This window comes from Winogradskyella thalassocola (assembly GCF_900099995.1).
GTDB classification, from domain to species: Bacteria; Bacteroidota; Bacteroidia; order Flavobacteriales; family Flavobacteriaceae; genus Winogradskyella; species Winogradskyella thalassocola.
The window spans coordinates 166,367-188,328 of the sequence record NZ_FNCZ01000004.1 but is presented as its reverse complement, the minus strand read 5'-3'; the positions used below and the strand labels follow the sequence as shown (position 1 = coordinate 188,328).

The following is a 21,962-nucleotide window of genomic DNA, read 5'->3' as shown; positions in this document are numbered from 1 at the left end:
TCAGTCAAAAAATAGTATGATTTTAAATTATATAAAAATAGCATTCCGGACGTTACGTAAAAATAAAGGGTATAGCTTTCTGAATATTTTCGGATTAGCCATAGGAATTACGTGTGCCAGTTTAATCTTTCTATGGGTTGAGGATGAGTTGAGTTTCGATTCGGAATTTGAAAAACAAGATCAAGTGTATTACGTGCCAACGCATCAAGAATATGATGGAGAATGGCGAACGTTCAATTCTACACCAGGACCATTTGCGGAAGCTATGAAAACGGAAATTCCGGGAATTGTTAAGGCATCACGTACCAAACATAGAGACTTTTTATTTGCGGTTAATGATAATGCCATTAATAGTGGTGGACGTTTTGTAGATGCCGATTTTATTGAAATTTTTAGTTTAAAGTTTGTAGAAGGAAATGCTAAAGACGCCTTTAAGAATCCGGAAGCTATCGTTATTACTAAAGCAACGGCAGAACAGCTTTATGGCGAAAACATCAAAGTATTAGGCAACGTCTTAACCATAGACAATAAAGACCAATACCTCATTACTGGAGTGATTGAGAATTTGCCGAAAAACGTAACGTTTCCTATAAATTGGATTGCGCCATTTGAGCGTTGGAGTGCAGATAAAGAATGGACCAATGGTTATGGTAGTTTTTTCGCAGATACATTTGTTGAGTTGTCACCAGAAGCTGATTTTAATGCTGTAAATGATCAAGTCCTTGGATTACTTGAGAAAAAAACAGGAGACAGTGATTCAAAAGCATTTTTACATTCTATAAAAGATTGGCATTTAAGAGATCATTTTGAAAATGGAAAGCAAGTTGGAGGACGCATTGATTCGGTTAGACTATTTACCATCATTGCTTTAATTATTTTGCTTATAGCTTGTATTAACTTCATGAATTTATCTACAGCACGAAGCGAAAAACGTGCCAACGAAGTCGGAGTTCGAAAAGCCATGGGCTCTGGTCGTACACGATTAATTTTTCAATTTATTTCTGAAGCTTTAATTCTTGCTTTTATGGCAACTTTAGTGAGTGTTTTATTGCTCTTTGTTTTATTGCCACAATTCAATTTACTTATAGAGAAAGATTTAGTTTTAGGATTGGCTAAGCCGTTACATATGGTCTTTTTATTAGGAATTACGTTGGTGTGTGGCATATTCGCAGGACTATATCCTGCTTTTTATCTATCCTCATTTAAGCCTGTTGAGGTTTTAAAAGGTTTAAAAGTCACACAAGGTTCTGCAAATTATATCCGGAAAGGGCTCGTTGTTGGTCAGTTTACAATTTCAATTGTTTTTATCATTTGTACGATTCTCGTCTATCAACAACTTCAACATATAAAAAATAGAGACTTAGGTTTTGATAAAGACCAATTGATTTCATTGAATGTCAATGGTACGATGATTGAAAAATTTGATGTCATCAAACAAGATTTAATACATACAGGAGCGGTTTCAAGTGTTGGCTTAAATAATTCTGGGATTCTAAATGGCGGCAATAATGGCTCAAACCTAACATGGACAGGAGGCACAAATACTGAAGATGTCTTAATTTTCTTTAGATATGTCAGTTCCGATTTCTTGGAAACGGCAGGTATGGAAATCGTTGAAGGTCGTGGATTTTATGAAAATATGGTAAAAGACAGTGCGAGTGTTTTAATTACAGAATCATTCGCTAAACTGATGGGACAAGGCAGTGCTATTGGTAAAAAGATAGATCGAGGAGATGTGTATACGGTTGTTGGCGTTGTAAAAGATTACCTCTTTGATGACATGTATGGACAAAGTGATCCTGTGCTATTTTTTAACTACCATGGTGAAGCGAGCTATATGTATCTAAAAACAAATCCTAAAATAGGAACTAGCGATGTGTTGTCTAAAATTGAAGCGGTAATGAAAAAACACAATCCAGCGTTTCCTTTTGAATACAGCTTTGTAGATGATGCTTTTAATGCCAAATTTAAAAGTGAACAACTTGTCGGAAAGTTATCTCAACTCTTTGCTTTATTAGCCATTCTTATTTCGTGTTTGGGACTTTTTGGATTGGCGGCTTATACCGCAGAGCAGCGTAGTAAAGAAATTGGAGTTCGTAAAGTTTTAGGGGCAAGTGTTGCAGGCATCGTAAAATTATTATCTAAAGACTTTTTAAAACTCGTTGGTCTTGCTATTGTAATTGCCATTCCTATGGCTTGGTATGTTATGGATAATTGGCTTCAAAATTATGCTTATCGTATAGAAATTAATTGGTGGATTTTTGTAATAGCAGGAGTTGTTGCCATTTTAATTGCGATGGTTACGGTAAGTTTTCAGGCTGTAAAAGCAGCATTGGCAAATCCTGTAGATAGTTTAAAAACAGAATAAAAAAAACAAGTATTATGATACGTAGTTATATAAAAATTGCTTGGAGAAGTTTAAAGACGAATCGTTTATTTTCAATTGTAAATATTTTAGGGCTTTCCATTGGTTTAGCCACCACATTAGTTCTGTTTTTATTTATTTTACATGAGCGTAGTTTTGATTCTATGTATGCCAACAAGGATAAAATCTACCGTGTACTTCTTAATACAACAGAAGATGACCTTGAAACTTGGACAGGTTCTCCTTCCGCAGTTGCACTAGAGCTCGAAGCTAATATTCCTGATATCGCAGAAGCAGGGCGACTACTCAAACACGATTTTGGTGGGACCGCTTTTATTAAAACGGGTAATGAGGTGTTTGCTGAGAAAAAATTATTTTGGTCTGATGCTTCTATATTAGATATGTTTGATGTTGAGATTGTGAAAGGAGAAGGTTCTGAAGTTCTCAATACTCCAAATACAGTGTTACTTTCAGAAAGCACTGCAAAACGGTATTTTGGAGATGAAAATCCAATAGGTAAGACCTTAAGTATAGACGATATAGATATTGTTGAGGTAAAAGGTGTTTTTAAGGATTTTCCTGAAAATAGTTCGTTAGACTTCAATGTGGTTGCTCCGTTTTTAATGCAAAGTGCAGCAAAAAATCCCACTTGGGATAATGCGAGTTTTGAAACCTTTTTGCGCTTTAATTCAGCGTCACCAAATGTGGCAAATGTTGAAGCTAAAATTCAAGGTATTCTAGATAAAAATGTTAAGAAAGATGAGCAATGGTACAACTTTTCGCTTCAGCCTTTAGAACAAATTCATTTGTATTCTTCAACATATAAGGATAGTTATATTGAGCGAAATGGTGATATCAATCAGATTAGAAATTTAACGGCTTTAGCGATTTTAATTTTAGTAATTGCTTGTATTAATTACATGAATTTAATTACAGCACGGTCTCAAAAACGTGCCACAGATGTCGGTATTAATAAAACGCTTGGGGCATCTGTTAGAGATATCATTGTTAGATTCTATATTGAAACAGGTTTAATTACTGCAATTGCCATGATTTTAGGAGGTGTGCTTGCTGTTGTAGCATTGCCGATGTTTAATGATATTGCAGGAAAAGAACTCGATATTTCGTCACTTTTTTCTATTGAAATCATCGTTTTCTTAGTCTTAATTTGGTTCGTAACAAGTCTTATTTCTGGATCTTATCCAGCATTGTATTTATCACGATTCTCGCCTAAAGAAGCCCTCAAACCTTCTACTAATAAAGGAGGTGTCGCAAGTGTTGTAAGAAAGGGCTTGGTTGTGGTTCAATTTTCAGCATCCGTTGTTCTGATTATTGGAGTCATTGTGATTCATCAGCAACTAGAGTACATTCAGAATAAAAGTTTAGGCTATAATCCTGAAAATGTAATGGCGATATCTACATCTGCAATTCGCGGTGGACAGGCTAATCAGGCTTTAGTAAATGCTTTTAAAAAATTACCAAATGTTTCAGTTGTAGGGAGATCTCAAGGTTATCCTGGCATGGGGGTTAGTGGGAGAAGTATTAATAAGCCTAATACGGACGAAACCATGGGGATTTCAACAAATACTTCTGAGCGCGAAGTGGCGGATGTATTACAGCTTAAGCTCTTAGCAGGTCAGTTGTTGCCTAAAAATAAACAGGCAGGTGATACCTTAGTTGAGGTTGTGGTGAACAAAACTACAGTTGACTTTTTAGGATTATCGCCAGACGAAGCTATTGGGAAAAAAGTAGCGATGCAATTAGGTAATAATGCTTATATACATGGAGTTGTAGAGGATTTTAATTTTGCGTCATTGCATAATCCAATTGGTGCGTATGCGTTTCATAACTCAAACAGAGAACCGAAATCGTACTTGTTAATTCGCTTTACAAATGAGGTTTTATCTGAAACGATTTCAAATTTTGAAAACACATTTAAAAACATAGCACCAAACTCTGCCTTTGAATATACCTTTTTAGATAAGAATCTAGAATTGCTATATGAGAAAGAACAACGTACAGCAAATGTCGGTTTGTTATTTTCAATTTTGGCAGTCATTGTAGCTTGTTTGGGTTTATTTGGCTTAGCAGCTTATATGGCAGAACAACGTCATAAAGAAATTGGAATACGGAAAGTTTTTGGAGCAAGCGTCCCAAGAATCGTACAGTTACTCTCTATGGATTTTATGAGATTGGTCTTAATTTCTTTAGCGATTAGTTTTCCGTTAGCATTTTATGTTATGAATCAATGGTTACAAGATTTTGCTTATCGTGTTACTATTAGCTGGACAGTTTTTGCAATTGCTGGTGCATTAGCGTTGATGATCACATTTGTTACGGTGGGGTACCAAGCGGTTAAAGCAGCAGTGGCAAATCCTATAAAAAGTTTAAGAACAGAATAAAATTATAAAAATAAAATATGAAAAATTTAAAATATAGCTTAGTCCTACTATTTGTTTGTATGAGCCAAATTACATTAGCACAAACAAAGAAGCCTGTTGAATCTTTTAATAAGGTTATTATAAGTCCACATATCGAAACCACATTTGTTCAAGGGGATGAAGAATCTGTTACCATATTAGAGAGCTCAGAACCAGAAGACAAAATAAACATTGAAGTTAAAGGGGGAACACTTCGCGTGTACTTAGATGATGCGAAAGAAACTACTAAAAACGAAAGTATTACAAAAGATGGTATGAAGATGAAAGTGCCAATATATAAAGGAAAAGTACTAACCATTCTAGTTACCTACAAAAATATTAATGCATTGTCTTTAAGAGGAGAACAACGCACACTGTGTAAGAGTTTTATGGATGAAAAAAAGTTTACACTTAATATTTATGGTGAATCTCAAGTAACTTTTAATCATGTGGATTTCGACACATTTAACGTGGATATTTATGGAGAAAGTGAATTGATAATTAAAAAAGGAACTACAGTTAAGCAGAATATTACGGCGTATGGAGCAGGAATCATCAATCTTGTAAGTGTGGATAATAAATCGTCGAAACTTAAAGCTTATGGAGAAGCGGTGTTTAAAATTCAAGCTTCAGAAAGTATCAAATTTACAGCTTATGGTGAAGCCACATTACGCTATAAAGGAAAGGCTGAGGTCAATAAAGGACTGAGTTTTGGCGACTATGAAATTAAACGAATAGATTAAGTTATAAATAGTATAAACAATATCATATTTTCCTAAAAATAGTCTTAGTTAGATTGTCCCCTTGAGGATTATTAAAATAAAAGCGATGGCTTTTGTTGAAAATACCGAGCGTAGCTCATTAGGGGTGTTTTTTTAGAGAGAATTATAATAAAAAAACCAAAGAATGCAATAGTTAACACATCAATAAAAATGAAAAACACACTATTAAGTCTAAACGAAGCCACCAGAACTGTAAACTCAGGAAGTAATAAAGTCACGCTGTTAGATAATATCAATTTGAATGTAGAGGAGGGAGAATTCATTTCACTAATGGGACCTTCAGGTTCTGGGAAATCCACGTTACTGAATTGTATTGGCATGTTAGATAATTTTACAGATGGAGGGTATACGTTTTTAGGGGAACCTGTGCATAGCATGAAAGAAAAAAACAGATCCAAATTGTTTAAAGAGTATATCGGATTTGTATTTCAGGCGTATCATCTTATAGATGAATTAACGGTTTATGAAAACATTGAAACACCATTACTCTATAAAAATGTAAAATCTTCTGAACGCAAAGCGATGGTTGCAGATATGTTAGATCGTTTTAATATCGTTGGAAAGAAAGATTTATTCCCTATTCAATTAAGTGGCGGTCAACAGCAATTAGTTGGTGTAGCTCGAGCATTAATAGGAAAACCAAAGTTGATTTTAGCAGATGAGCCAACAGGTAATCTAAACTCTAAGCAAAGTGAAGAAATTATGGAGCTCTTTGCGCAATTAAATAAAGAAGGAGTCACCATAATCCAAGCCACACATTCAGAAAGTAATGCCGCTTATGGCTCTCGAATTATAAATTTACTAGACGGAAAAATAGTCTAATTATCATAAATAAAAAGGCATTTCGATAACGTTGCGTCACTTCGAGTGAAATTTTCGCTTTTCAGATTATTTTGTATCGAGAAGTAATATATAGATATAAGATTCTCGATACATCTCTCGTTCGCTCGAAACACTCGAATTGACGATGCTGTAGGATTAATTATTCGACACCTAAATAATTAAAAAAAAAACAAATCATGACACATAAACTTGCAATATTAATCATCATTCTAGTGATGAGTTGGGCTGGTTTTGCTCAAAATGAAATAAACAAAAGTTATACCTTAGACGAATGCATTGCAGTCGCTTTAGAGCATAATCTCGATTTAAAATCAACCAATTTACAAGCCAATTCAGCAAAAGTAAATTACCAACAGTCTAAAGCTAATTTGCTGCCAAGTCTTAATGGGAATTTTAGTCTGGGTGTTAATGATGGAAGAAGTATCGATCCATTTACCAATGCTTATATCAATCAAGAATTAACCTTTTCAAACTTAGGATTGAGTTTAGATATGACAATCTTCAATGGCTTTCGATTATTGAATTCGGTCAAACAAGAGCGACTGAATAAAAAGGCATCAGAATTAGAAATTGAAGCCGCGCAACAAGATTTAATATTAAATGTAACCTTAGCATATCTTCAAGTTTTAAATGCTAGAGATCTTTTGGGTTTAACTAAAGCGCGATTAGAAACGACTAAACAACAACTTAAAATTCAACAAGATTTTTACGACAACGAATCTGGAAACCCAGCAGATTATGCAGATATTTTAGGACAAGTGGCAAGCGATGAAACTAGTGTTTTGTCTTCTGAAAGTGGCTTAAATAATGCTAAATTGAACTTAGCACAATTAATGAATTTAAAAGAAAACGTCAATCTAGCGACAGATGGATTAATCCTAGATTTTGAAAAATATAATTTAACTTCGGATGCTGTTTATGAGGAAGCTTTGCAAAATTTAGCCACATTTAAAGCTAAAGAATTACGTGTTGAAGCCGCTAAAAAAGGAGTCAGTGTCGCCAAGTCTCAATTCACACCCGAAATATCCCTTTTTGGAGGTGTCAATACCAATTACTCAAGTGCAGCAGAACTGTTTACGGCAACAGGATCAAACGTTGTGGGAACTGGCGATTTTGTTACGGTTGATGGTCAAAATTTACCAATTATGACAGAGCAAACTAATTTTGCTTCAAAAAGTATTGGTTACAAAGATCAATTAGATAATAACTTAAATACTGTGGTTGGCGTTGCAGTAAATGTGCCATTGTTTAATGGGTTTAGAGCAAAAAACAATGTGGCTTTAGAAAAAATTAGAGTAGAGGGGTCTATCATAGAATTAGAGCGTACCCATGTAGATATAAAAAATGCCATTGCTCAGGTTTATTTTGATATGGAAGCTGCCTATAACCGTCATCAAAGTTTAGAAAAACAAGTAGACGCTTACCAAGAATCCTATCGCATCAATGATATCCGATTTAAAAATGGAGTGTCTAATTTCTTAAATTATATTACCAGTAAGAACAATTTAGATAATGCCAAAGTGAACCTTGCCAATGCAAAATATGAATACTTGTTACGTGTAAAAGTTCTAGATTATTATAGAGGAACTAATTTATTATGATCAGTTGAAGCCGTTCAACTTTTTATCTTCAGACTAAAGCAGATACATTTAATGGCTTTAGAGTTAATGCGTTTGATGTTAAAGAATTTACTTTATAATTCATTAACAGGAGTGACATCATGTACTACAGAAAAAAACATGGCAGAGGCTTTCGATATGTCGATAGCTCTGATAGAACTATTAAAGATAAAGATTTAAAAGATTGGTTTAAATCGCTGTTATTCCTCCGGCATGGACTGAAGTGGAAATTAATGCCAAGAAGACAGCTAAGATTTTGGCGACAGGTAGAGACGATAAAAACAGAAAACAATACATCTATAATCCGAAATATAGAGAAAAACAAGATCAAGAAAAGTTTGATCGCATTCTTAAGTTTGCTGGCGAACTAGAGCATATGCGACGTGTTACAGGCCAGCATCTTCGCAAGCGAAAATTGGTTAAGGAAAAAGTGCTCGCGTGTATGGTTCGATTGTTAGAAGCGGCTTATTTCCGTCCAGGAAGTGACCGTTATTCTAAAGAAAATCAGAGTTACGGATTAACGACGATGAGAAGTAAGCATTTACAAATTGAAAATGAAGAACTCATATTTAGTTATATCGGCAAATCAGGAAAAGAACAAGAACGGCATATTGTCGATAAAAAATTGGCCAGAATAGTACAAGAAATTGACGACTTACCGGGTTACGAAATATTCAAATTTATTGATGAAGATGGTGTAAAACAAGATGTGAAGAGCGATCATCTCAATGCGTATATTAGAGACGTTATGGGAGACGAATTTTCAGCCAAAGATTTTAGAACATGGGCAGGCACTGTAATTGCGGCTATGGCTTTAGATGAGATTGGCTATTCCAAAAAGCAAGACCAAAAAGAACTGGATAGTAATATTCGAAATGCTGTTATAAAGGTTAGTGAAAGGTTGGGGAATACACCATCTGTAGCACGGAGTTCTTATATAGATCCACGAGTCATTGATGAATATATTGACGGCAAAACCATTAATTATTTTCAAAAGGAAATTTTGCGACTTTTGAAGGTCAACGAAAATCTTTCAAGAGAAGAAATCGGTGTGTTATGTATGTTGAAAAAGAAATTAAAATAAGTAGTTAATTCCAGCTGAGATCACTCCGTTCTTGCCAATAGTCTTGAGGATCTACGGTAAACGATTTTAGTTTTAAAATCTCGTGTGCTTCTAGTTTTAAATTAAAAGCTTTCAAATTTTGTTGAAGCTGATTTGTGCTCGACGCACCACTTAAGATGAGAGTTGGTTCTAAACTATCCATAATAAAACGAATGGCTATAGCATCTACGTTAACGTTGTATTTCTTAGAGAGCGTTTCAAGGTAGTCATAAGCGGATTTATAAGCAGGAAACGTATCGTTTTTGAAAATTCTACCATTTGCCAAAGCTTCTTTAATAATGATAGTTTTCCCTTCTGCTAATAATTCTTTTAAAATTTCAAAAGTAGATTGTTCAAAAATATTGAAGGTCACTTGGTAGCTGTCAAATAGATCTTCATCATTAAAACTAACTTTTCGAGCTTCTTCTATAATTTTTACCTGCTCAGTTCCGCTCGAAGACATTCCGATTTTAAGTTGATGCTTTTGTTTTAAGTCGTTTAACCTCGAGAGTACAGCATCATTTGTTAAAACACCACTATCTAATGTCGCCGAATGAATTTGATAGATTTTTAAATTAGGCAATAAGGCTTTTGAAACCTCCCATTGTTCGTTCAATTTGTCTAGAGAGTGTTCTTTTAATTCATGTTTACCTGAAAATCCAACTTCCCAATTCGCAACATAGGTATACCCAAATTTAGTAGAAAGATGAACGTCTTTGTGGTTTCTAGAGTCATTCCAATTTTGTAAAAATTGTTCACCTAAACCATAAGAAGGGGCCACATCAAAATCACGAATTCCTAAGGAATAGCTCTCATCTAAAACCTTCAATGCATTTGCCTTAAAGCTTTCAATAGACTTATCTATGTTTTGCTCTGGTCTTATATTTATATAATCTGGTCGGCCTAAAGCGGCTAAGCCTAATCCAATTTTTGTAGTGCTCATCTGTTAATTATTCTGATGTCGATTGTAATGTTTTGGGAATAAAGTCTATATCAATATAATTTGAAAAATCCTTTAATAAGAGTCTCAATTTAGGATTTATAAAGCGTTCGCAGAAAGGTTTTTCAGGATTTTTTTGATAGTAATTCTGAATAGCTTCACGAGACGCTTTAAATTCGGAAAACGGATAGGCTTTAGTTACTAGATGGTTTCCAAACTCTGGTTGAAATGCATTTAATAAAGTTTCAGTTTCTGCTTTCTGAGCCTCTGAAAAATAATAGATGGCAGAACGGTATTTGTCTCGCATAGAATGCGCAGATGTACTCTTGTGTGTGCGTAAATGAATTTCAATTAAAACCTGAAGTGAGATAATATCAGAATCAAACTGTAAAATAACAGCTTCGGAAAATGAGCTGTTATTCTCGGTAGAAGCGATAAAACCTTGTTCTACGTTATAGACTCCTTTTAAAGATTGAAATACAGCTTCGGTACACCAATGGCAACCACCTCCAAATGCTATTTTAATTGATCTATCCATTTTATTAATTCTGCGTCCGATGGGTTTCGTAATTTTTTAGTTCCTAACGTGAGTGTTGGAAAATTAAGTTTTTTATTAGTATATAGGTTTCTTAACTCTTCAGCATAATCTTCATTGATGTCAACATCTAAAAATGAATATGGTAAACCTATTTCATTTAAAACCTTTATATAATGTTGGGTTTTATGGCATTGTGATGTACCGTATAGCTTGATTTTCAAAATAGAAGACATATGTTATTCTTATTCTTTCCTTCAATAAAAAAAAGCAACTCTCAATTGAAAGTTGCTCTTAAATATTTGTTTGTTATTTCAACTTATCTGAATGCAATTTTCTGAGCTTCGTCAATTTAGGATCTATAACGAAACTACAATAGCCGTATTCTGGATTGTTTTCATAAAAATCTTGATGCTCTTTTTCCGCTTCATAAAAAACAGGAGCAGCAGTTAATTCAGTGACAATCGGTTGCTCGTAATAAGGCTTCATCTCGTTAAGTACAAGTTTAGCGATGTCTTTCTGTTTATCATCGTGGTAATAAATCACAGAACGGTATTGTGTGCCACGATCGGCTCCTTGTCTATTTAGCGTTGTAGGGTCGTGCGTGGTCATGAAAATGACTAGAATATCTTCGTAGCTAATGACGTTAGCATCAAAAGTAACTTGTACAACTTCAGCATGACCAGTTAAACCAGAACAAATTTCTCTATACGTTGGTCGTCCAGGGACAATTCCACCCGAATATCCAGATATCACTTCTTCCACACCTTTTACTTCCTGAAAAACGGCTTCTGTACACCAAAAACAGCCTCCACCTACGGTTGCTATTTGTAAATTTTTAGTTGTCATTAGGCTATCTCCTTATCTAAAATCATGGATTCTGAATTCACGCAATAGCGCAAGCCGCTAGGTTCTGGTCCATCTGGGAATACATGTCCTAAATGCCCATCACAGGTGTTACACATCACTTCTACGCGTACCATTCCAAAAGCTGTGTCTTTTTCGTACTTAATGGCATTTTCTTTTATGGGTTGCGTAAAACTTGGCCAACCTGTGCCTGAGCTAAATTTTATGGTAGAATCAAACAGCGGAGTGTCACAACAAACGCAATTGTATTTGCCTTCGTCATAAGCTGTACAGAGTTCGCCAGTATGCGCACGTTCTGTGCCTTTTTGTCTCGTAATTCTGAATTGTTCAGGAGTTAATTGAGCCCTCCATTCTGCTTCAGTTTTTTCAACTCTTTTATCTGGAGTTGGATTTCCGTTTACGGAAAAGTTGATGACTTCTTTCCAAGTTAACATAGTTAATAGTCCTTTCTTAATATAATTGATTTGTCTAACTGTTTTCAAGATAAAGGTAGTCGAAATGTTTTTCAATTTCTTACAGTTATAAAATTTTAAGTGTCTTACCTAGGTATGTTCCTAATTTTACATCAAACGGTTAATATTTCACGTTAAGTTTTTCTTAAATACACCGAAAATATTAGGTTTCATTCTTTATTCTGTCTTAGAAATAATAGTTTTGTAGCATAAATAAATGAAAACAAGAAGTATGAGTATAGTAAAAGAAAATGATACAGTAAAAGTTCATTACACAGGAAAATTAAAAAACGGACAAGTCTTTGATAGTTCTTTAGAGCGTGAGCCATTAGAGTTTACCTTAGGTCAAGGCATGTTGATTCCTGGTTTTGAGAGTGCTGTCATTGATATGAAAGTGAACGATAAAAAAACAGTAGATATTCCTGTGGCTGAAGCATATGGTGAGGTAAGACAAGAATTATTTCATAAAGTAGATAATGCACAACTTCCGGAAGAAGTAAAGCCAGAAGTAGGTTTGGGTTTAGTGTCTAAAGATGCGCAAGGTAATGAGCACCCTTTTAAAATTGTAGAGGTTAATGATGACCATATTGTTGTAGATGGAAATCATCCTTTAGCAGGACAAGAATTAGTATTTGATCTAGAATTAGTAGAGATTAAATAAGACCTACTTACCTAGAATAAAAAAACCTGTGAAGTTCAACTTTACAGGTTTTTTTATTCAAATATCAAGGGCAAAAAGGCTATTTACTTTGCAATGTGTGCTTCACACCATGCATCGTATGCGGTTTGAAGTTCTTTAACAATTTCAGGATGTTGAGCTGAGACATCATTGCGTTCTCCTGGGTCAGCTTCAATATCAAATAATTTGATAGTTAAATCGTCTCTAATTGGAGCAATATACTGTACTGATGGTTCACTCTTCCAGTGATTTTCCTTAGCATTCGTTATTTTCCATTTGCCTTGTCGTGCAGCCCAAGTTTTTTGCCATTTCCAAACTAATAAGCGTTCATCTTTGGGTTCAAGTAAACTGATGCCATCAATATCCTTATCAGTGATAGTAATTCCTGCAGCGTCCGTTAACGTTGGTAGAATATCTAATGCAGACACGTAACGGTTTTCAATTTTACCAGCCTCCACATGCCCTGGCCAACTTACTGCCATCGGCACTCTGATGCCACCTTCCCAAAGAGAGTATTTACCACCTGTTAATGGTGCGTTATTTGCACCTGTAAGCGGAGAGCCACCATTATCTGATACAAATACAACTAAGGTGTTTTTGTCTAATCCGGTTTCATTTAAAGCATCTAAAACACGACCAATATTACCGTCTAAACAATTTAAATTGGCTAAGTAGTATTTTCGTAAGTCGTCTGTGTTTATGGCGCCAACTCGAGAGTATTTGTCGTAGTATGCAGAATAACTCCCAGCTTTATGATTTCCAAAAGCAACTAAACTATCGGGATCATAGTTGGCAATCTCTTTAACATTAAACTTGTCTAAATACTTTTTTGGTACTTCGTGAATTAAATGATGAACAGCACTATAAGATAACGTTAAAAAGAAAGGTTTGTCGTGTTTGCGTTTTAAGTAGTCAATGGATTCGTCTGTTAAAATATCGGTAAGATAACCGGCTTCGTAACTTTTTTCTCCCATATTATGCATTAAAGGTCCAAGTAAAGCACTCGTGCCATAAGGATCTGGAGTGCGATCTTTTATACTTTGAGAATTTGCCCAATAATCGTGAGCATGTGCAGAAAAGCCTAAAAACTCATCATAACCATGCTGTAACGGATATTCCCTAACGTCATTTTTATGAAAATTTTGACCTAAGTCATTTTTACCAATACGCGCTGTGTGGTAACCGGCTTCTTTTAAATATTCAGGAATTGTTTTTACATCATCAGGCAAACCTGGTCCCCAACTAGCAGGTTTATCCCAGCGAAATTGATTTTTTCCTGTAATAATTCCTGCTCTAGATGGACTACAAACTGGTGCTGTAACGTAGGCTTGTGAGTAAACCGTACCAGATTTCCCTAATCGTGCGATATTTGGACTAGAAACAGAGGTGTCAAAGTTGTCAAAAGGCGAAAAATCCGCATAACCTTGGTCATCGATAACAATTAAAAGAATGTTTGGTTTTACATTCTGCATTGCCATATCTTCTGAAGAAGTTTCACTTTTCTTCTTTTCTGAATGACATGAAAATAATAAAGCAAAAACTAGTAATGCTACGACGTGTTTCATTTTAAAAGTTGTTTAAGTTAATTCAAATTTATAAGCCATTTACAATCGTGACTTTGATTTCTTTTTCTTCTAATTTTTTTCGTTTTATATCAGAAATACCACTGTCTGTTATAATTTCATCCACACGTGAAAGATCGCATATACGAGCAAAACTCTTTTTTCCGAATTTTGAAGAATCTGCTAAGACAATCACTTTTTGAGCTGCATTTAGCATTTTCTTGTTTAATTCAGCTTCTTCTAGGTTTGTGGTAGAAAGTCCGTATTCCAAATCAATTCCATCAACACCTAAAAACAATTTACTACAAGATACATTTTGCAAAATATATTCCGCGTAATTTCCGATTACAGAGGCAGAACTGTGGCGTATATAACCACCTAGCTGTAAAATTTCAATATTTTTATCATTTATAAGGTGCAGAACCACATGAAGCGAAGACGTAATTACTGTCAGTTTGTTTTTGGGTTGAATGTATTTTGAAAAGGCTTGTACGGTTGTTCCCGAAGCAATTAAAATAGAGTCATTTTCAACAATACGGGTGGCAGCCATTTGGGCTATACCGTTTTTTTCCTCTACCGAGATTTTCTCTTTATCTAAAACCGTACGTTCATTAATGTATGGGTTTTCTATAGAAGCTCCTCCGTGTGTTCTGTGAAGTAATCCTTTTTGTTCCAGAAATTTTAAATCTTTTCTGATGGTAACAGCAGAGACGTTTAACATCTCACACAGTTCTAAAACTTCAAGATGTTTCTCTTTTGTTAGTCGATCTAGTATGTCTTGATGTCTCTTCATGTAATATTTTTTTTCTAATGGTTGTTCAAAGCGGGAAAGAACAAATATAATAAAACGAAAGAAAGTGAAGTTAATTTTTTCGTAAATCTTCATTTGTGATCAAATTTTAGTTTCGTTTTGTTTCATTTTGAAATAATTTGTTTACATTTGAAACTAATTGTAATACAAATAAAACATTTTGTTCAAGAGAAAAGCTTTAGTAGATCAGTTAAATACCACCAAAAATTGGGATGTTATTATCATTGGAGGTGGTGCAACCGGATTGGGTGTCGCCTTAGATTGTGCAACCCGTGGTTACAAAACCTTATTGCTAGAGCAAGTTGATTTTGCTAAAGGCACATCGAGTAGAAGTACAAAACTGGTTCATGGTGGAGTACGCTATTTAGCACAAGGTAATATTGATTTGGTGCGTGAAGCTTTGTATGAAAGAGGTTTGATGCTTAAAAATGCGTCACACTTGGTGAGTAATCAGTCTTTTATTATTCCGAATTATAGATGGTGGGATAATTTTTTCTACACCGTTGGGATGAAGGTTTATGATTTCTTGGCTGGTAAATTAAGTTTTGGAAAATCTACAAGAATTAAGAAAAAAGAAACCATTTCTAGATTGTCTACGTTAAAAACAGATAAGTTAAAAGGAGGTGTTGTTTATCATGATGGTCAATTTGACGATTCGAGATTGGCTGTTAATATTGCACAAAGTTGTATTGAAAACGGAGCAACAGTTTTAAATCATTTTAAGGTTAAGAACCTTCAAAAAAATGAAAAAGGACTCGTTGATGGAGTCGTAGCTATTGATACTGAAACTAGTGTTGAATATACTTTAAATGCTAAAGTAGTCGTGAATGCTACTGGTGTTTTCTCTGATGAAGTGTTACAGATGGATAATGTATCTGCAGAAAATAGTATTCGCCCAAGTCAAGGTATTCATTTGGTTTTTGATAAGTCATTTTTACCAGGAAACGATGCTATAATGATTCCGAAAACAGATGATGGACGTGTGTTGTTTTTAGTGCCATGGCATAATAGAGTTGTGGTTGGTACTACAGATACCTTATTAGATAGTCATAGTTTAGAGCCAAAACCATTAGATAAAGAAATCGATTTTGTGTTAGAAACCGCAAACAGATATCTTAATAAAAAAGTAAGTAAAGATGATGTGTTAAGCATTTTTGCAGGTTTGAGACCATTAGCAGCTCCAAAGGATAAATCTGAAAAAACAAAAGAAATATCACGAAGTCATAAAATCATCGTTTCAGATTCAGAACTCGTTACAATCACAGGCGGAAAATGGACAACATACAGAAGGATGGCACAAGATACCGTGAATAAAATAATAGAATTAAGGAAGTTACCAAACGCGGAATGTAAAACGCATAATTTATTAATTCATGGATCTAACGGAAAAGTAGATCGTGCAAATCATCTATATATTTACGGAACAGACCAAAAAGGAATTGCTCAGCTTATTGAAGAAAATCCTGAATTAGGCGAACTTTTACATCCAAGATTAGAATTTACAAAAGCAGAAGTCGTTTGGGCTGTAAGACATGAAATGGCTAGAAGCATTGAAGATGTTTTAGCAAGACGTGTGCGAATACTATTTTTAGATGCAAAAGCAGCCATTGAGATTGCTCCATTGGTAGGAGAATTAGTACGAGTAGAATTAAATGAAACGGAAGACTGGCGTGCTAAGCAAATTTCAGAATTTATACAGATTGCAGATCAATATATTTTAAAATAACAAGAATTTATTCCGAACTCTACTTCGGTTAACTACTAAATAAACACTAAGTTATGGGAAAATACATTTTATCCCTAGATCAAGGGACTACCAGTTCTAGGGCGATTGTTTTTGATAAAAAAGGTCATATTATTTCGATTGCTCAAAAAGAGTTTACACAATATTTTCATAAACCTGGCTGGGTAGAACACGATCCAAGAGAAATTTGGTCGTCACAAGCAGGAGTTGCTGCAGAAGCTATTGCTAAAAAAGGATTGGATGTAGAACATATCGCGGCTATTGGTATTACGAACCAACGTGAAACCGTTGTGGTTTGGGATAAAAACACAGGCGAACCCGTTTACAACGCTATTGTTTGGCAAGATAAAAGAACTTCAGATTATTGCGATCAACTTAAAAAAGAAGGTAAATCAGAACTTATAAAGAAGAAAACCGGATTGGTGATAGATTCTTATTTTTCTGGAACTAAAGTGAAATGGATTCTAGATAATGTTGATGGAGCACGAGCAAAAGCCGAAGCAGGAGATTTAATTTTAGGCACCATTGATTGTTGGTTGGTCTGGAATTTTACCAAAGGCAAGCAACACGTTACAGATGTCACTAACGCATCAAGAACGTTGATGTTTAATATTAATACCATGGAATGGGATGATGAATTATTGGAGTTATTGACCATTCCCAAAAGTATGCTGCCAGAAGTAAAAGCCTCTAGTGAAGTTTATGGTCATACGACATCGACGTTTTATGATACTAAAATTCCTATTGCAGGAATTGCAGGTGACCAACAAGCCGCATTATTTGGACAAATGTGTACGAAGCCAGGAATGGTTAAAAATACTTATGGTACAGGTTGTTTTATGTTAATGAATATTGGAGAGAAGCCAATCGTTTCCAAAAATAACTTATTGACGACTGTAGCTTGGAAAATTAATGGAAAAACAACTTATGCCTTAGAAGGGAGTGTCTTTATAGCAGGAGCCGTTGTGCAGTGGCTTCGAGATAGCTTGAAAATTATAAGAAATTCTTCAGATATCGAAAGATTAGCAGCTTCGGTAGATAGTACAGATGGTGTCTATTTTGTGCCGGCTTTTGCTGGTTTGGGAGCGCCACATTGGAATCAGCATGCAAAAGGTACTATGTTTGGATTAACAAGAGGGAGTACAGATGCGCATATCGCTAGAGCAGCTGTAGAGTCTATTGCTTTTCAGACTATGGATATTTTGAAAGCTATGGAAGCTGATGCCGATATATCTATAAAAGAATTGCGTGTTGATGGTGGTGCAACCATTAATAATATGCTGATGCAGTTTCAATCGGATGTTTTAAACACGGTCACTGTAAGACCTAAAGTTGTAGAAACAACTGCTATGGGAGCAGCGTTTTTGGCAGGTTTGGCTGTTGGTTATTGGGAAAGTCCTGAAGAAATTCAAGATATTTGGCAGGCGGATAAAACGTTTAGTCCAAAAGAAGATAGAACTGAAATTGAAACCAATATTAAAGGTTGGTATAGAGCTATTGATGCTTTAGAGTATTGGACTAAAAACATTTAAAACAGCGTTTAAATTATGACACCATTTATAGCAGAAATTATAGGTACAGCGATTTTAATTTTACTCGGAGGAGGCGTTGTGGCTAATGTCGTCCTCAATAAAACCATTGGTAATAATAGTGGTTGGATAGTGATTACTACGGGTTGGGCTTTGGCTGTTTATGTAGCTGTTGTTATTGCAGGCCCATATAGTGGAGCGCATATTAATCCGGCAGTTACGGTGGCAGTGGCAATTGCTGGTAAATTTCCTTGGGCAGATGTGCCAATGTATATATTAGCGCAAATGATTGGAGCTATGATAGGGGCTTCTGCAGTTTGGTTAACTTATAAGAATCACTTTGACGAAACAGAAGACGCAGATTCTAAGAAAGCAGTGTTCTGTACGGCACCAGCTATCAGAAATACATTTTCAAACTTTTTTAGTGAAATGATCGGGACGTTTGTCTTACTCTTTACGATATTTTATTTTTCGGATGCCAGTATTACAGAGACTGAATCCGTTATAGGTTTAGGGTCTTTAGGAGCTTTGCCTGTTGCTTTTTTGGTTTGGTCTATTGGTCTATCTTTAGGTGGTACTACTGGTTATGCTATTAATCCGGCAAGAGATTTAGGACCGCGAATTATGCATGCTATTTTACCCATAAAAAATAAAGCAAAAAGTGATTGGTCTTATGCTTGGATTCCTGTTTTAGGGCCATTAACTGGTGGAGCGTTAGCAGCTTTTTTTATGCTTGCGTTGTCGTAGTTTAGTATTTTAAGTTTATAATTTTTAATGTCAGTTCATAAAGAGCTGGCATTTTGTTTGTTCATTATCTAAAACTATCTTTACAACACAGATGAGACACTTCATATTTATATTATTTCTACATGTATTCTTGATGATTCCTGCTCAAGAATTACCCCCTATTGAAAAATTTACAGCTTCAGATTATGGAGGAGACAATCAAAATTGGATGATTTCTCAAAATGAGGATAATTATATTTATGCGGCAAATAACAAAGGCCTTTTAGAATATAATGGATCTAATTGGGTGGCGTATCCGTCTCCAAACAATACGATATTGAGAGCTGTGAACGTTATTGATGATCGGATTTATACAGGTTGCTATGAGGAATTCGGGTATTGGTTAAAGGATGAAAAAGGACTACTGAACTATACGTCGCTAATTCCGAAACTAAAAGAAGCTTCTATAAATGATGATCAAATCTGGAACATTCTAGACTTTAATGAATGGGTGCTTTTTCAATCTAGTCATGCGCTATATTTCTATAATAAAAAAACAGAGCATTTTAAAACGATTACTTCAGAGCAGATAATTTACAAGGTTTTCAATATCAATGACCTTATTTATTATCATGTTGCGAATGAAGGGATTTATCTTATAAAAGATGGTCAACCTAAATTAATAATAGATGATGCTGTAGTCGTAGAAGATCGGGTTATTAATATGTTCTTTGTAGATGATGTGCTTACGATTCTTACCCGAAATACTGGCTTTTTTCAATTGAATAATAATCAGTTAGAGCCATGGGGAATTTTAGCAAATGAGCGTATAAAAAAGTTAAATATCTTTAATAGTATAAGGCTTGAAGATAATAGTTTTGTTATTGGTACAATTTCTAATGGGATTATAAAAATTAATAATAAAGGCGAATTTGATTATACAATAAATCAGAAATTAGGATTAAGCAATAATACCGTTTTGGCATTGTTTGAGGACACTAACCATAATGTTTGGGCAGGTTTAGATAATGGCATCAACTGTATAAATATGACGTCTCCAATTCGAACATTTATTGATTATGAAGGTGTTTTAGGAACTGTGTACTCAACCATTATTTTTAAGGATTTACTTTACGTTGGTACAAATCAAGGCTTGTTTTATAGGTCATTAAAGTCTGTAGATGAACCGTTCAGTTTTGTAAAAGGTACTGCTGGTCAGGTATGGAGCTTATATAATCATAACAACGAAAGTCTTATCTGTGGCCATCATTTGGGGACCTTTATTGTTGATAAGGATGAAGTGGAAAAAATTAGTTCAGATTTAGGCGCTTGGAACTTTAAGAGAATTCCAAATCATGATAACCTATTAATTCAAGGTAACTATGATGGATTATATGTTTTGGAGCATAAAAACAATACTTGGGAAGTAAGAAATAAAATTGAAAACTTTAAAAACTCATCTCGTTTTTTTGAAATCAATGCTTCTAATCAAATCATGGTGAATCATGAGTACAAAGGGGTATTTGTCTTAAATATGAATTCTGATTTCACTCAAACTTTAGAGGTAGTCGATGTACCGGAATTGACCATTGGGAATAGTTCAAGTTTAGAGAGTTACCAAGGTGATATCCTCTATACTTCAAAAAATGGAATATTTAATTATAAAGAAGCTGAACATAAATTTGTTGAAAATAGTGCTTTAACAGATCTGATTACGTCTAAAAACTTTACTTCGGGGAAAATGGTAGTGGATCAAACAGGTAAGTTGTGGTTGTTTTTTAAAAATAATATTAGTTATATAACTAATGATAATCTTACGAATATTCCTCAAATTACAGACATCGCAATTCCTTCTGATCTTAGAAAAGGGGTTCTGGGATTTGAGAACTTACAGCATATAGAAAATGAAAAATATATTTTAGGAACTGTAAATGGTTATTTAACGCTCGATTTAGCAAATATTGAAACTAATAATACCTATTCAATACATCTCAATACCATAATGAGAAAGGATGTTGATGGTAGTTCTAATTATTTGCCTCTAACAGAAAGTGGATCATTTGAACATGAAAAGGGTATAGTGTCATTCGGGTTCTCTGTTCCGGAATACAATAAATTCCAAGATGTTAGTTATAGTTATAAAATTGAAGGGCTTTCCGATAAATGGAGTGAGTGGTCTCATGTGTCAAGTGTTCAATTCGAGAATTTATCATTTGGAGATTATACTTTAGAGGTTAAAGGAAAAGTAGGAAATCAACTTACGGAGAATTCAATTGTATATCATTTTGAGGTTAATAGACCTTGGTATATTTCAAATTTAGCCATTATACTTTACATGTTAATTCTTGTTGGAATTGCATTTTTAGTGAATAAAGTATATAAATTTTACTACGAGCGAATTCTTAAGCATGAGCACATAAAAAGTGAACGCGCACTCATTCAAATAAAGAATGAAAAATTAAATCAAGACATCGAAGGAAAAAACAGAGAATTAGTTATTTCTACAATGAGTATCATTAAGAAAAATGAGTTGCTCAATAAAATAAAGAAGGAATTAAAAAGAACTAGAAACAATAAAGATATAGAAAGTGCAATTGATCTAATTGATACCAATTTGAATAATAATAAGGATTGGAAATTCTTTAAAGAAGCCTTTAATAATGCCGATAAAGATTTTATGGATAAAATTAAGGCAACACACCCAGATTTAACCCCTAATGATTTGAAGTTTTGTGCCTATTTACGATTGAATTTATCCTCTAAAGAAATGGCCCCATTGCTTAATATATCTATAAAAAGCGTGGAGACTAAACGTTACAGATTACGTAAAAGATTACAATTAGATCACGATGACAGTTTAGTTAACTATATCTTAAAATTCTAACACCTCGACAATCACATTTTCTACCACGACTTTACCTCGACAAGCTTATTTTTTAACTAAGTTTTTGGTTTTTCTTAAGAAATTTTAAGTTCTTCATAAAGC

At 34.5% G+C, this 21,962-nt stretch carries 18 protein-coding genes; 11 read left to right on the top strand and 7 right to left on the bottom strand.

Annotated features, from left to right (window positions below):
• Nucleotides 1–16: 16 nt before the first annotated feature.
• The 6 genes from BLT80_RS11935 to BLT80_RS11910 all read left to right on the top strand — a co-directional run bounded on the left by BLT80_RS11935 (nt 17) and on the right by BLT80_RS11910 (nt 9,113).
• Nucleotides 17–2,368 (top strand): ABC transporter permease, encoded by a 2,352-nt coding sequence (locus BLT80_RS11935; RefSeq protein WP_092468258.1) that lies wholly within the window; start codon nt 17–19, stop codon nt 2,366–2,368.
• A 14-nt stretch (nt 2,369–2,382) separates the two neighbouring features.
• Complete coding sequence (locus BLT80_RS11930) at nt 2,383–4,767, top strand: ABC transporter permease (RefSeq protein WP_092468256.1); 2,385 nt, start codon at nt 2,383–2,385, stop codon at nt 4,765–4,767.
• Nucleotides 4,768–4,784: 17 nt separating this feature from the next.
• Nucleotides 4,785–5,528 (top strand): head GIN domain-containing protein, encoded by a 744-nt coding sequence (locus BLT80_RS11925; protein ID WP_092468254.1) that lies wholly within the window; start codon nt 4,785–4,787, stop codon nt 5,526–5,528.
• A 189-nt stretch (nt 5,529–5,717) separates the two neighbouring features.
• Complete coding sequence (locus BLT80_RS11920; RefSeq protein WP_092468252.1) at nt 5,718–6,389, top strand: ABC transporter ATP-binding protein; 672 nt, start codon at nt 5,718–5,720, stop codon at nt 6,387–6,389.
• A 197-nt stretch (nt 6,390–6,586) separates the two neighbouring features.
• Nucleotides 6,587–8,011 (top strand): TolC family protein, encoded by a 1,425-nt coding sequence (locus BLT80_RS11915; RefSeq protein ID WP_092468249.1) that lies wholly within the window; start codon nt 6,587–6,589, stop codon nt 8,009–8,011.
• A gap of 241 nt (nt 8,012–8,252) precedes the next feature.
• A complete protein-coding gene (locus BLT80_RS11910; RefSeq protein ID WP_217630758.1) occupies nt 8,253–9,113 on the top strand; it encodes a DNA topoisomerase IB in 861 nt (286 codons plus the stop codon).
• A 4-nt stretch (nt 9,114–9,117) separates the two neighbouring features.
• On the opposite strand, the gene BLT80_RS11905 is transcribed toward BLT80_RS11910, so the two are convergent.
• The 5 genes from BLT80_RS11905 to msrB all read right to left on the bottom strand — a co-directional run bounded on the left by BLT80_RS11905 (nt 9,118) and on the right by msrB (nt 11,907).
• Entirely contained in the window at nt 9,118–10,074 is a 957-nt protein-coding gene (locus tag BLT80_RS11905) for an aldo/keto reductase (protein ID WP_092468247.1), read from the bottom strand.
• 7 nt (nt 10,075–10,081) lie between these two features.
• The gene (locus BLT80_RS11900; RefSeq protein WP_092468245.1) at nt 10,082–10,609 is read right to left on the bottom strand and encodes a peptide-methionine (S)-S-oxide reductase; all 528 of its coding nucleotides are present in this window, start codon (nt 10,607–10,609) and stop codon (nt 10,082–10,084) included.
• Nucleotides 10,588–10,830 carry a glutaredoxin family protein gene (locus BLT80_RS11895; RefSeq protein ID WP_245710243.1) on the bottom strand — a complete coding sequence of 81 codons (243 nt, stop codon included), beginning with the start codon at nt 10,828–10,830 and terminating at the stop codon, nt 10,588–10,590. The genes BLT80_RS11900 and BLT80_RS11895 overlap by 22 nt, the downstream gene beginning before the upstream one ends.
• Nucleotides 10,831–10,915: 85 nt before the next feature.
• Nucleotides 10,916–11,455 (bottom strand): peptide-methionine (S)-S-oxide reductase MsrA, encoded by a 540-nt coding sequence (gene msrA, locus BLT80_RS11890; RefSeq protein WP_092468241.1) that lies wholly within the window; start codon nt 11,453–11,455, stop codon nt 10,916–10,918.
• Nucleotides 11,455–11,907 (bottom strand): peptide-methionine (R)-S-oxide reductase MsrB, encoded by a 453-nt coding sequence (msrB, locus tag BLT80_RS11885; protein WP_092468510.1) that lies wholly within the window; start codon nt 11,905–11,907, stop codon nt 11,455–11,457. Before msrB ends, msrA begins: the two co-directional genes overlap by 1 nt.
• A gap of 250 nt (nt 11,908–12,157) precedes the next feature.
• Between msrB and BLT80_RS11880 the strand changes: the two genes are divergently transcribed.
• Nucleotides 12,158–12,586 (top strand): FKBP-type peptidyl-prolyl cis-trans isomerase, encoded by a 429-nt coding sequence (locus BLT80_RS11880; protein WP_092468508.1) that lies wholly within the window; start codon nt 12,158–12,160, stop codon nt 12,584–12,586.
• 83 nt (nt 12,587–12,669) lie between these two features.
• On the opposite strand, the gene BLT80_RS11875 is transcribed toward BLT80_RS11880, so the two are convergent.
• Entirely contained in the window at nt 12,670–14,169 is a 1,500-nt protein-coding gene (locus tag BLT80_RS11875; RefSeq protein ID WP_092468239.1) for a sulfatase family protein, read from the bottom strand.
• 28 nt (nt 14,170–14,197) lie between these two features.
• Nucleotides 14,198–14,959, bottom strand: a complete 762-nt coding sequence (locus BLT80_RS11870; protein WP_092468237.1) for a DeoR/GlpR family DNA-binding transcription regulator — start codon at nt 14,957–14,959, stop codon at nt 14,198–14,200.
• Between the two features lie 178 nt (nt 14,960–15,137).
• Between BLT80_RS11870 and BLT80_RS11865 the strand changes: the two genes are divergently transcribed.
• The 4 genes from BLT80_RS11865 to BLT80_RS11850 all read left to right on the top strand — a co-directional run bounded on the left by BLT80_RS11865 (nt 15,138) and on the right by BLT80_RS11850 (nt 21,860).
• Nucleotides 15,138–16,703: a glycerol-3-phosphate dehydrogenase/oxidase gene (locus BLT80_RS11865; protein WP_092468235.1), complete on the top strand. Its 1,566-nt coding sequence runs from the start codon at nt 15,138–15,140 to the stop codon at nt 16,701–16,703.
• A 53-nt stretch (nt 16,704–16,756) separates the two neighbouring features.
• Entirely contained in the window at nt 16,757–18,253 is a 1,497-nt protein-coding gene (gene glpK, locus BLT80_RS11860; protein WP_092468233.1) for a glycerol kinase GlpK, read from the top strand.
• 15 nt (nt 18,254–18,268) lie between these two features.
• On the top strand, nt 18,269–18,997 hold the full coding sequence (locus BLT80_RS11855) for an MIP/aquaporin family protein (protein ID WP_092468231.1): 729 nt from the start codon (nt 18,269–18,271) through the stop codon (nt 18,995–18,997).
• A gap of 91 nt (nt 18,998–19,088) precedes the next feature.
• Nucleotides 19,089–21,860 (top strand): helix-turn-helix and ligand-binding sensor domain-containing protein, encoded by a 2,772-nt coding sequence (locus tag BLT80_RS11850; protein ID WP_092468229.1) that lies wholly within the window; start codon nt 19,089–19,091, stop codon nt 21,858–21,860.
• Nucleotides 21,861–21,962: the final 102 nt, after the last annotated feature.

Excerpts from the sequence above, each read along its gene's own strand:
- BLT80_RS11935 (WP_092468258.1), top strand. The coding sequence starts at position 17 with ATGATTTTAAATTATATAAAAATAGCATTCCGGACGTTACGTAAAAAT.
- BLT80_RS11930 (WP_092468256.1), top strand. The coding sequence starts at position 2,383 with ATGATACGTAGTTATATAAAAATTGCTTGGAGAAGTTTAAAGACGAAT.
- BLT80_RS11925 (WP_092468254.1), top strand. The coding sequence starts at position 4,785 with ATGAAAAATTTAAAATATAGCTTAGTCCTACTATTTGTTTGTATGAGC.
- BLT80_RS11920 (WP_092468252.1), top strand. The coding sequence starts at position 5,718 with ATGAAAAACACACTATTAAGTCTAAACGAAGCCACCAGAACTGTAAAC.
- BLT80_RS11915 (WP_092468249.1), top strand. The coding sequence starts at position 6,587 with ATGACACATAAACTTGCAATATTAATCATCATTCTAGTGATGAGTTGG.
- BLT80_RS11905 (WP_092468247.1), bottom strand. The coding sequence starts at position 10,074 with ATGAGCACTACAAAAATTGGATTAGGCTTAGCCGCTTTAGGCCGACCA.
- BLT80_RS11900 (WP_092468245.1), bottom strand. The coding sequence starts at position 10,609 with ATGGATAGATCAATTAAAATAGCATTTGGAGGTGGTTGCCATTGGTGT.
- msrA (WP_092468241.1), bottom strand. The coding sequence starts at position 11,455 with ATGACAACTAAAAATTTACAAATAGCAACCGTAGGTGGAGGCTGTTTT.
- msrB (WP_092468510.1), bottom strand. The coding sequence starts at position 11,907 with ATGTTAACTTGGAAAGAAGTCATCAACTTTTCCGTAAACGGAAATCCA.
- BLT80_RS11880 (WP_092468508.1), top strand. The coding sequence starts at position 12,158 with ATGAGTATAGTAAAAGAAAATGATACAGTAAAAGTTCATTACACAGGA.
- BLT80_RS11875 (WP_092468239.1), bottom strand. The coding sequence starts at position 14,169 with ATGAAACACGTCGTAGCATTACTAGTTTTTGCTTTATTATTTTCATGT.
- BLT80_RS11870 (WP_092468237.1), bottom strand. The coding sequence starts at position 14,959 with ATGAAGAGACATCAAGACATACTAGATCGACTAACAAAAGAGAAACAT.
- glpK (WP_092468233.1), top strand. The coding sequence starts at position 16,757 with ATGGGAAAATACATTTTATCCCTAGATCAAGGGACTACCAGTTCTAGG.
- BLT80_RS11855 (WP_092468231.1), top strand. The coding sequence starts at position 18,269 with ATGACACCATTTATAGCAGAAATTATAGGTACAGCGATTTTAATTTTA.
- BLT80_RS11850 (WP_092468229.1), top strand. The coding sequence starts at position 19,089 with ATGAGACACTTCATATTTATATTATTTCTACATGTATTCTTGATGATT.